This window comes from Burkholderia sp. Bp9090, from assembly GCF_003857985.1.
Taxonomy (GTDB): domain Bacteria; phylum Pseudomonadota; class Gammaproteobacteria; order Burkholderiales; family Burkholderiaceae; genus Burkholderia.
Genome location: NZ_QTPV01000085.1, coordinates 1 through 3,722 on the forward strand (window position 1 = coordinate 1; position 3,722 = coordinate 3,722).

The 3,722-nt window shown below is 66.7% G+C and carries 5 protein-coding genes; 4 read left to right on the forward strand and 1 reads right to left on the reverse strand.

All coding sequences use genetic code 11. The features are described from left to right. Positions 1-133: 133 nt before the first annotated feature. Together pnuC and DIE16_RS36035 are read left to right on the forward strand one after the other, a co-directional pair. Entirely contained in the window at positions 134-745 is a 612-nt protein-coding gene (pnuC, locus tag DIE16_RS36030) for a nicotinamide riboside transporter PnuC (RefSeq protein WP_124520342.1), read from the forward strand. Positions 746-781: 36 nt separating this feature from the next. After that, the gene (locus DIE16_RS36035) at positions 782-1,990 is read left to right on the forward strand and encodes a phosphotransferase enzyme family protein (RefSeq protein WP_124894412.1); all 1,209 of its coding nucleotides are present in this window, start codon (positions 782-784) and stop codon (positions 1,988-1,990) included. 163 nt (positions 1,991-2,153) lie between these two features. Here DIE16_RS36035 and DIE16_RS36040 read toward each other — a convergent pair whose 3' ends face one another. Continuing rightward, positions 2,154-2,444, reverse strand: coding sequence for a DUF4148 domain-containing protein (locus DIE16_RS36040; RefSeq protein ID WP_124520340.1), 291 nt, complete (start codon positions 2,442-2,444; stop codon positions 2,154-2,156). A gap of 294 nt (positions 2,445-2,738) precedes the next feature. Between DIE16_RS36040 and DIE16_RS36045 the strand changes: the two genes are divergently transcribed. Together DIE16_RS36045 and DIE16_RS36050 are read left to right on the forward strand one after the other, a co-directional pair. Next, a complete protein-coding gene (locus tag DIE16_RS36045; RefSeq protein ID WP_260434519.1) occupies positions 2,739-2,987 on the forward strand; it encodes a hypothetical protein in 249 nt (82 codons plus the stop codon). An 83-nt stretch (positions 2,988-3,070) separates the two neighbouring features. Next, positions 3,071-3,499 (forward strand): VOC family protein, encoded by a 429-nt coding sequence (locus DIE16_RS36050; protein WP_124520339.1) that lies wholly within the window; start codon positions 3,071-3,073, stop codon positions 3,497-3,499. Positions 3,500-3,722 lie beyond the last annotated feature (223 nt).

Below are 3,722 nucleotides of genomic sequence, written 5' to 3' on the forward strand. Positions count from 1 at the left end.
AGCAGCAGGGCGACGCGTACCTGTTCCCCGGCGCGCCGCGCACCGCGCGCGTGTCGTTGACCTATGATTTCTGATCGTCCGGACCCGGCCGCGTGATGCGCGGCCCCGGCAGCCAACCAGGAGAGCACAGACGATGTCCCCACTCGAAATCGCCGGCGTGATCGTCAGCGCGCTCGCGATCTGGCTGACCGCGAAGCGGCGCATGCTGTGCTGGCCGGTCGGGCTCGCGTCGGTCGCGCTGTACGGCTGGATCTTCTTCGACGCGAAGCTGTATTCCGACATGCTGCTGCAGGGCGCGTTCGCGGTGCTGCAGGTGTACGGCTGGCGCCGCTGGATCGCGCAGCGTACGCTCGAGGCGGGCGGCGGCGCGGCGCCGCAAGGCGACGTCGCGCCCGTCACCGGCGTGCGGCCGCGGCAGATGCTGCCCGATCTGATCGCGGCCGTCGTCGGCAGCGCGCTGCTCGGCGGGATGATGGCGCGCTGGACCGATGCGGCGCTGCCGTTCGTCGATGCGTCGCTGACCGCGTTCAGCCTCGTCGCGCAATACTGGACCGCGCGGCGCTACATCGCGTCGTGGGGGCTGTGGATCGTCGTGAACGTCGTGTACGTCGGGATGTTCGTGTTCAAGGCGCTGTATCTGACGGCCGGACTCTACGCGCTGTTCATCGCGCTCGCCGTCGTCGGCTGGCGTGACTGGAGCCGGACGGCGAATGCGCTGCGCACGACGGCGAGCCCGGCGGGCTGATTCACGGGCTGATTCAACTACGGAGCGACGTCGTTCATGTCATTTCCACTCGAGCCGGACGCGCCTGCATCGCGTGACGTCGCCGACATGCGGGACGTCGCGCCGCCGCAATTCGGCGTCGACGGCGAGCAGGCCGAACGCGACTGGCCGCTGATGACGCACGACGAAGTCGCGGGCGTGCTTGCGCGGATCGATGGCGTCGGCGCGCCGGCGCGGCTTACGTGGCACAGCCCGCGGCCGTTCTCGGCGGCGGTGCTGGTGCACACGACCGACGCGCGCGCGCTGTTCGTCAAGCGTCATCACGCGAGCCTGCGCGACGTCGCCGGGCTCGAGGAGGAGCATCGCTTCATCGCGCATTTGCGCGATCGCGGTGTGCCGGTCGCGGACGTGCTCGCCGGTCGCGACGGCGCGACCGCGTTCGCATCCGGCGACTGGACCTATGAAGTGCACGTGGTGGCGCCAGGTGTGGACGCGTATCGCGGCGTGATGTCGTGGCAGCCGTTCACGCATCCTTCGCATGCGTACGCGGCAGGCCGCGCGCTGGCCGAACTGCATCGCGCGTCGGCCGGCTACGATGCGCCGGCGCGACCCGTGCGCACGCTGCTGTCGAGTTTCCGGGTGCTGTCGTCCGCCGATCTTCCCGATGCGCTCGAACGCTGGGTCGATGCGCAGCCGCTGCTGGTGCGCGCGCTCGGCACGCGCGACTGGCGCGGCGATGTCGCGGATGCGATCGGCCCGTACCACGCGCGCCTCGTGCCGCTGCTGCCCGCGCTGGCGCCGCTTTGGACGCACGGCGACTGGCATGCGTCGAATCTGCTGTGGACGGACGCCGCGCCCGGCGCGCAGGTGCGGACCGTGCTCGATTTCGGCTTGTCGGATCGCACCTGCGCCGTCATGGATCTCGCGCTCGCGATCGAACGCAACGCGATCGACTGGATGGCGCCGGCCGATGCACGTCGCGTCGAGCATGAACAGATCGGCGCGCTGCTCGACGGCTACGAATCGCTCGAACCGCTGAGCGACGACGCATATGCGGCGCTGGTCGCGATGCTGCCGGTCGTGCATACCGAATTCGCGCTGTCGGAAGTCGCGTATTTCGGCTGCATCGTCAATGCACCGGACATCGTCGAGGTTGCGTACGACGGTTATCTGATCGGTCATGCGCGATGGTTCGGCGAACGCGACGGACGGCAGTTGCTCGACTGGCTGGTGCAACGCCGGCGCGCGAAGCGGGGCAGCTTGTAAAACTGCGTTGCGGACACTGTCCAGCCGGCAGTGTCGTCTGCCCGATCTTCACCCTCTGCGGTGCCGCGATCGCACCGCACGGCACGGCCGCACGTTCGCCGCGACCCGGCGGCGCGCGGCACGCTGCCGGCGATCGCCGGGCAGCACCCACGCCTGACTCGCATCAGCGCGTCGCGAGGCTGTCGTGATTGTCGGCCTGTGGCGACTTCTCGCCGGCATGCACCGAGATCCCGTGAAGTTCCTTGTTGCGCGCGATGATCTCGCTGGTCGGCGGGTACTGCGTCTTGCTCGTCGGCACCACGCCGTCGTGCTGCGCCTGCTTGAGTTCGTCGATGACTTCCGCGCGGGTCTTGCCTTGCGTTTGAGTGTGCGTTTGCGCGAAGGCGGCTTGCGAGGCGACGCCGAGCGACAGCGTGGCGGTGACGAACAGGGCTGCGAGTCTTGCCGTTTTCATGAAGCTCTCCTTGATGTGGCCGCCGGGTGGCGATCCATGAGCGCAGTATGCGAAAGCCGCCGAGCGTGACCGTGATCGGCAGATGACAAATGCGTCAGATTGCGGGGCCGAGGGGCGTGACGTGCGGGTCTGGCCGACGTGATGCAATCGTCATGTTCGGGTCATGCATGCGATGAGCGGGACGCGGAGCATGTCGCCTGCCGACGGCCGATGGTGTCGACGGCATGCGCACCGTTCGCCGCACCGGCATGGAGGGCGGACGGTCTCGTCTAGACTTTCATTCCGGACCCGACAGTGGATCGTCCCGCCATTCGCCTGTCGTTGCTTGCCCTGCTGATTGCCCCGTTGGTCGCCGGTTGCGCGTCATCCCGTCCCGAAGCCGGGACGGTCGGATCGTCCGCGCCGAAGGCCGCGCGCGATGCGGTGCCCACCGGCCTGATGCCCGGCGAACAGATCGACCATGCGGGGCATCGATGCGGCAATCCGAACTTCTACGTGAAGACGCATCCGTGCCTGTTCCCGAAGCGCAACGTCACTCCTTGATGCAGTCATATCCCCGCGCCACATGCGCGGCTGTCGACTATAGTTATGCACGAACAGCACCCATCCACGGCGAAGGCGGGCAAATGATCGATCACGTTTACATCTCAGTCACCGACATCGAGAAGTCGCTGATCTTCTACTCCGAAGCCTTGAAGCCACTCGGCTGGAGCGTATTCGGCAACTACGACTCCGCGAATGGCCCGGCGAGCGTCCCCGATCTCTACGGCATCGGCGACGATGTGTACGGCAAGGGAGAGGGGGTTGGATCAAGCATCTGGCTACGCAAACGTCAGCCAGGCGAGACCGGGCTTTACCTGGGGATCGTCTGCGATACGAACGAACTCGTCGACGCTGCCTACGCAGCCGCAATCAAGGCCGGCGGCATCGATGAGGGAAGACCGGCGGATCGTACCTACTTCGCCCCCGGCTACTACGCCGCCAACGTCGCCGACCTCGACGGCAACCGTCTCGAGTTCGTACACAAGGCGTGGAACCCCAAGCGACGCTCATAGCAATCCAATGGATGCACGGGAGTCGTCGCGGTTCGTATCGCCTTGAACGATCCCGCACCGGATAGATGGCTGCTTCGCGAACGTGCGGTTGGCCGAACCGGATCGGCAAGCCCTGTCCACGGAATTCCGCAAACGAGCAAAAAAAGGGTTCATCGCAGGAAACCGTGGAGGGTTTGGGAGCGATTGCGTAACCTGACGCCTGACTTTAAGGACGTCAGGAGAG

Coding starts and splice junctions, on each gene's coding strand:
- pnuC (WP_124520342.1), top strand. CDS start 134: ATGTCCCCACTCGAAATCGCCGGCGTGATCGTCAGCGCGCTCGCGATC.
- DIE16_RS36035 (WP_124894412.1), top strand. CDS start 782: ATGTCATTTCCACTCGAGCCGGACGCGCCTGCATCGCGTGACGTCGCC.
- DIE16_RS36040 (WP_124520340.1), bottom strand. CDS start 2,444: ATGAAAACGGCAAGACTCGCAGCCCTGTTCGTCACCGCCACGCTGTCG.
- DIE16_RS36050 (WP_124520339.1), top strand. CDS start 3,071: ATGATCGATCACGTTTACATCTCAGTCACCGACATCGAGAAGTCGCTG.